General features: G+C 45.3%; 5 protein-coding genes and 1 pseudogene. All 6 read right to left on the bottom strand.

The window, feature by feature from the left end; genetic code table 11:
- A pseudogene (locus Q0628_RS07125) lies at nucleotides 1-590 on the bottom strand (hypothetical protein); the annotation flags it as partial.
- 221 nt (nucleotides 591-811) lie between these two features.
- On the bottom strand, nucleotides 812-2,176 hold the full coding sequence (locus Q0628_RS07120; protein ID WP_298769542.1) for an ATP-binding protein: 1,365 nt from the start codon (nucleotides 2,174-2,176) through the stop codon (nucleotides 812-814).
- 219 nt (nucleotides 2,177-2,395) lie between these two features.
- Nucleotides 2,396-2,494: an LEPR-XLL domain-containing protein gene (locus tag Q0628_RS07115; protein ID WP_298769540.1), complete on the bottom strand. Its 99-nt coding sequence runs from the start codon at nucleotides 2,492-2,494 to the stop codon at nucleotides 2,396-2,398.
- Nucleotides 2,495-2,515: 21 nt separating this feature from the next.
- Nucleotides 2,516-3,709, bottom strand: coding sequence for an FISUMP domain-containing protein (locus Q0628_RS07110; protein WP_298769538.1), 1,194 nt, complete (start codon nucleotides 3,707-3,709; stop codon nucleotides 2,516-2,518).
- 195 nt (nucleotides 3,710-3,904) lie between these two features.
- Nucleotides 3,905-5,059, bottom strand: a complete 1,155-nt coding sequence (locus Q0628_RS07105) for an FISUMP domain-containing protein (RefSeq protein ID WP_298769537.1) — start codon at nucleotides 5,057-5,059, stop codon at nucleotides 3,905-3,907.
- Between the two features lie 18 nt (nucleotides 5,060-5,077).
- A partial coding sequence (locus tag Q0628_RS07100) for a fibrobacter succinogenes major paralogous domain-containing protein (protein ID WP_298769536.1) occupies nucleotides 5,078-6,396 on the bottom strand: 1,319 nt, incomplete at its 5' end.

Raw genomic sequence — 6,396 nt, 5'->3', positions numbered from 1 at the left:
GCATCGTAAATACTACCAGCGCTTAAACTTTCAGATGAACTGCTAGCCTCGCTGAGTTCACTGCTGCAGGATAGCGTCGTTTCACTCGAAGATGAATTCTCATTGCGGGAACTCGAAGAGTTCGTAACAATCACACTGCTGGAGGAGGACTTCGCAGAACTGTTGCTTGACATTGCGTCATTTCCAGACGAATTCGAGTTACTTGATTCGGTCGATGTTCCTGCCGAAGATGGGCAGTCCTTGCTGTCGCTAGACTTGTCGGTCACTTCGGCGGGATCGTTGGACTTGCTATCGCTGGACTTGTCGGTCACTTCGGTGGGATCGTTGGACTTGCTGTCGCTGGACTTGGCGTCGCTACCCTTATCAGTGACCTTGGCACTCGATGAAGAAGACTTTTCCGAACCAGACGATACATAATCTTGCCCTTCGGCGCTGCTCAGGGCACTTGTTTCGTTATTATCACCCCCCGCCGACGACGAATCGTCGCAGGCGGAAAGGGCAAATATTGCCGCCAACAAGAAGATGGCTAGAGATTGCTTCCCCTGAAACAAGTTCAGGGTCGCAATGACACGCTGGAAAGACTTTCTCATAAGAACATCCCTTTGTAAACCTTACCCCCTAAAAATAACAAAGCACCCCCCTGCACCGCAAGCCTTCAGCGCACATAAAAACAACTTTTTTCAAGATTTTCTATCAGAAATTTTCTATATGACTCAACCTGGGACATATAGGAGTTATAACTTGCCAAATGTAGGCATTTTATGGTAGATTTGGGCAAAATAAATTATTCAGCAGAAAAATAATTTTCCTACTAAATAATTTTAAGGATGTCTTCCGGTAAAAAGACAATTCCATCCGTCTTGTCGCGAGGTTTTTCTTTCAAAAAAAGAACCGGGACGATTTTTCTATACTTGTGGACGAACGGCAATTTCTGGACCTGCTCATTCAGATGAGCAAACAGGCGCCCCGCATTTTCGCCATTCGTCCATTTGCATTCCCCGACAAGTAGCGTTTTCTTGTCCATGCTTTCGGCAACGACATCGATTTCGATCCGCTCTGACTTGCCGACATTGCCCCACCACCTGGAAGCCACATTGAACATCTCGCCACCGACAACCTGCCCGCTAACCGCCTGCCGGCAAAGGCGTTCCCAGCAAAAACCTTCAAATTCAGGGAAATGCTGTTGGACGATTTCTTCCACGTAATCAACACGCCCCAGTTCCAACAGCGAACGATACGGGCTGATAAACCGGTAATAGAAATTAATGAACGGGTCGGACAAGTGGTAAATGCCGTGCTTGCTGTTTTTGGGATTTTCACCGAAAGGGATTTCCCGATCAACAAGCTGCATGGTCACGAGCCTTTTTAAAGGGGCGCTCAAAGTCGCCGCATTTTTTTCGGCACGCGCCGCAATCTCCGAAATTCGGTTCGCACCGTTCCCGATGATTCCAAGAAGTGTAGAAGCCTGCACCAGGTCGCGCATGTCGTCGCGCAAAATATGCACAGGCTCGTCATGAAGGACGCCCATGGGAGAAAGGGCCAATTCCCTCAAGGCCGACTTGAAATTCCGATACCGTTCACGCAATTCCCAATAGCGGGGCACCCCGCCCCAAACGGCATATTCAGAAATGGCCTCCTTTGCCGAAATTTTCAACGCAGAAGGCAAGTAAGAAACCGGAATAGGCTTCAACCGGAGAATTTCATGGGCACGCCCATACAATGGCGATTTTTCGTCGAGAGCGACATCGAACATCATCTGTTGCGACGAACCGCAAATCACCAGGTTGAAGTTCAAGGACTTTTCGTCCAGCAGCTTCTGCAGCGTAGAGGGCAACATCTCGCAGGATTTCACAAGATACGGGAACTCGTCCAGGCAGAGCGTAGAACCCTTCGCGCACCTGTAGTTGAAGGCCCTGAAAAGCGACTCCCAGTCGGGGTAAGCAACGGAATCGAAACCCTCATACCGGACTGCAATCGCCATGGCCAGGAAACGCCGCTGGGCGGATTCTTCCGAACTGTCCGCCATAAAATAGATATCGTTTTCCTTCAAGACGCGCTTTAACAAGGTGGACTTACCCAACCTGCGACGGCCATAGACAACGACAAAAGACGCCCCCTTCCGGGAGAGTTCCGCCTTCAGCCTTTTCGATTCTTCTTCACGATCTAGGAATTCCATACCCCTAATATAACAAATTATTTAGCAGAAAAATAATTTTCCTACTAAATAATTTTCGAAATTTAGCCATTTATTGGGCGTTCCCCGGCCACGGGCCGGGGCGGGTGCTGCTCGCCGAGCACCCTCGGCTCATCGAGCCGCTTGCGCGTCTCGCCACAAAGGTGCGACGCCCCCTAACGCAGAAGCAATGTGAAATGTGAAGTGTGGGGTGTGGGATGATTATTCGACGGCAGCCATCATCAGACGAGGTTCAAGGGGTTCAATATTGAAATTTTTTTGAGAGTTCTTCTTGGAAGATTTCTTAGACTTGTTATTCATCTTGAATGTCTTTGTTGAAATTTATTTTAATTTTACGCAACGGACAGAAAATGCGTCAAATTTAGAGCCTCTTGCAGTTCCAGATCCATCAGTATAACGCGATATAACCTGCCCAAGAGCCAAAACCTTATCTTGGAAAACAGATTCCGAGGGATAAAACATGTAAAACGCTGAATCTAAATCCGCGAAACCTCTTTGATTAAAATAAGCACCTGCCCCAGTAAGAGATAGTCCGCTTTCATTGTTTCCTGTAAAATTATATTCAGAACGCAAGCCACGGACCCCGTATTCCGTACTGCTTCGGGCAACTTCAAAATCATGCCGCGTCATCAAACGCCAGCCTTTTGGGCAAATTCCCTGGTGGTTTGGCTGTATAAGGTCAGCACAACTCTTGGTATTGCAACTATCGTTGAAACCCATCATCTCCGCCCACTGGTAAAGGCCGCCGTAACGGTCGCACTTGGTGGTGTCGTCGTTGTAGCAGTAGCGTTCGATTTTCGTGTCGTCGGTCATGTTTTCGCCAGCCTTCAAGGTGACATCGGCGATATTCAAGTTCTGTGCCATAACGTCTATGGTATCCTTGACACCATCTTCATCTTTGCCCATGATTGTCAGGTAATAATAGACACGGCCATTGCGCGAGTCAGTAAATGTCTTGTAGCGCTCTTCCTCAAACTTTTTCAAAGGCAGAGTTTGGTCGAACGGTTCATAGGACCCAGAACTGGAACTTTCCGTAGGCACGTAGAGCACATATCGTCCATCTACGCACAAATATATTTTTCCCGTATTTCCATCTGAAAGTATGCCTTCACAGGGCAGCCCAACATAGTCGGTTATTTCGCTGGATGAAGAACTCACCGACGAACTAGATTTATCCTTATTACTGCTGGAAGAATCTCCCGACTTTATGGAACTGGAGCTCTTGGAGTCAGATGAGTTCTTTGTTTCTTTCGCGGAACTACTGGACACTTCGGCGGGCTCGGAACCCTTGACACTACTGGAAGACTTGTCTTTTTCCATATTTTCGTCACTAGACCCATTCGACTCCGCTGACGCTCCGCTCAGGGTGACTCTCGAATCAGAAGACTCTACAGATGAACTGGAAACACCGGTTTCGTCGGAACTAGCCGACGAAGAGTCATCGCAAGCGGAAAGGGCGAAGAATGCCGCGAGCACCGCCACCCACAAGAAACCAAGACCCTTGACACACTTCATACCATTATCTCCTGTAAAAATTTTCACCACCCACAAACCAAGCAATGTGAAATATGGAATGTGGAATTTATACCGCAAAAACCATCATTAGGCGGGGTTCAAGTTGTTCAATTTTGAAATTGTTACGGCTAGAGCCTTTTTTACAATTTCGTTTATCCATTTTTTTACCCAATGTAAAGAGATTTCAGTAAAAAGTTAATTTCGAGCGCAACGGATGGAATTGCCTGTCACTTTATCGTTATATCCCAAGTAAAAACCGGTTTCCCGTTTACTACTAGTGCCGGCACCACCTCTTGTGGCACTAAAACGATCTGGATGCTCAGAAGGGTAAAACCAATAAGCAGATTCATTTAATTCTTCAAAATTCCCTTCTTTTGTTCTATATCCAGCCCCAATCAAACTATATCCGCAATAGTTATGTCCGCCGAAACTCATGGCTCGCACTCCTTCCACAAGGGGATTAACGTTTCCATCGGCATGAACAACGATGTAGAATTCGTCATACGTCAGTAAGTGCCAGCCTTTCGGGCAAATTCCCTGGTGGAACCCATCGCCGTCGGGATCTATCTGGGCGGCACAACTCTTGGTATTGCATTCGCTCGACAACTGCAGCGCTTCCGCCCATTGGTAAAGCCCACCATATTTATCGCAATTCGTTGTATCGTCGTTATAACAATAACGTTCAATTTTCGAATCATTCGATTGTTCCTTTGTTCCATCGACCATTTCCCCAATGTTCAGATTTTCTGCCATTACCGTTACAGAAGCGGACTCGCCATCCTGATTTTTCCCGTTAATTGTAAGATAATAATACATACGTCCATTGCGTTCATCTGTAAATTTTTTATAAGCACCGGAAAGAAGACTATCAGAAGAAAAAAACTTTTGATGATTGTAGGGTTTATACTCACTGCTACTCGAAGCAACTGACGAAGAAGATTGTTTCACTGAAGAACTGCTACTTTGGTTTTCACTAGATGAAGAACTAACCGACGAACTGGACACATCCTTGTTACTGCTAGAAGAATCATCCGTCTTTACAGAACTTGAACTCTTGGAGTCAGATGAATTCTTTGTTTCTTTCGCGGAACTACTTGATACTTCGACAGGTTCAGATCCCTTGACACTACTGGAATACTTATCTTTTTCCATATTTTCGTTACTAGACCCATTCGACTCCGCTGACGCTCCGCTCAGGGTGACACTCGAATCAGGCGACTCTACAGACGAACTGGAAACACCTGTTTCGTCGGAACTAGCCGACGACGAATCGTCACAAGCGGTCAGGGCGAAACCGAGCACCCCCGCAAGGGCGCAGACCATAAACTTTTTCGCGAATGTGTTTTTCATAGCGAAACCTTTGGGGATTTAGTCGGAGTCCTTGATACAACGGACGGGCAATCGAAGCCAATGTTTAGAATTTTCCTCAACAAGAACTGCATCCGAATCTCTATCAAATCTCATCGTAAACGCCGAATTTCCATTTCCATATTGAGTAGTACTCCAAAAATAAACTCGACCACCTTCATTGACATATCTCCAAGAAGTTCCATAGATTAATGCGTGACCAGCGGGCAACACGGAAAATCCATAGATATCGGTTGCATTAAGACCATAATGACCATCGGCAGTACTATGTCCCCAACCAGTCAAAGATTTTAGCACTTTACCAGCTGTTGAAAGTCCACCCACCGTATTAAACAAAGTTTTCCATTCCGATGTATCAGGTAAATGCCAATTATTAGGACAAGCACCCTGAATTTTCGACGGTAGTTTGCACATTGTTCCTTTACATGCATTAAAATCAATAGTTTTTGCCAATGTAACAGAATCCGCAGCAGCAGCCCAATCATAAAGACGTCCTCCAACATCGCAATTTTCATCTATATCATTGAAACACGAAGTCATCTCATCCAAGGGCATTGTCGCCCTATCATAATAGTTCAAATTTTCAGCCATCCATATTTGACTACCAATTTTTACAGTTTTATAAACTCTATTGTTACGGTCGTCAGTCATCACTCCATAATCAATTTCTTTATTAAAACGGGCTTCCTTCGTGACATCCCACTCCCACAACATTATATCACGCCATGTTCCCTCATTACAGAAATATGTAAAATAATAAGAAGAGTCTATAACGGTTTCACCCTCATTTTTCACTGTGCAGGCTTTATTTAATAGTGTTTCTACAGTATTCGCTATCCTAAACTTTCCGGATTCGCAAACATAATTTTTATTCGTCCCTTTTGTAAGTTCTCCCTCTATGCAGTCAAGAGCTTCTGTATCTTTTTCCCATTCTGTTGCAGTCCGAAACCTTCCTGATTCACACATATATTTGTTAGTCGAATCTACAACCCCACTGGCAATCCGACCATCAACGCATTTTAATCCATAAGTATCATTGTAAAATTCAACTTCTTTTTCCGATGCAACACGAAAAGTGCCTTCTTCACAAACATACAGGTTGCTATCTGCAACATTTCCTGTTACCACACGTCCATCGTCAAAGCATTCTAATCCATATGTATCATATTCGAGAACCGTAGCCTTGACCCATGAACTAGAGTTACAGATAAAATAAACGGAATCTTTCTCTCCTAAAATCCCCTCTCTACTCGCATTGCATTCTGGCAACGCCTTTACCGTGTCCTTCACGCAACTCTTTATTTTGTTGTCGTTCCCGC

Origin of the sequence: uncultured Fibrobacter sp. (assembly GCF_937877005.1) — a bacterium.
Taxonomy (GTDB): Bacteria; Fibrobacterota; Fibrobacteria; order Fibrobacterales; family Fibrobacteraceae; genus Fibrobacter.
Note: the sequence above shows the minus strand (reverse complement) of the source record. Positions and strands in the feature narration are given on the sequence as shown.

Coding starts and splice junctions, on each gene's coding strand:
- Q0628_RS07120 (WP_298769542.1), bottom strand. CDS start 2,176: ATGGAATTCCTAGATCGTGAAGAAGAATCGAAAAGGCTGAAGGCGGAA.
- Q0628_RS07115 (WP_298769540.1), bottom strand. CDS start 2,494: ATGAATAACAAGTCTAAGAAATCTTCCAAGAAGAACTCTCAAAAAAAT.
- Q0628_RS07110 (WP_298769538.1), bottom strand. CDS start 3,709: ATGAAGTGTGTCAAGGGTCTTGGTTTCTTGTGGGTGGCGGTGCTCGCG.
- Q0628_RS07105 (WP_298769537.1), bottom strand. CDS start 5,059: ATGAAAAACACATTCGCGAAAAAGTTTATGGTCTGCGCCCTTGCGGGG.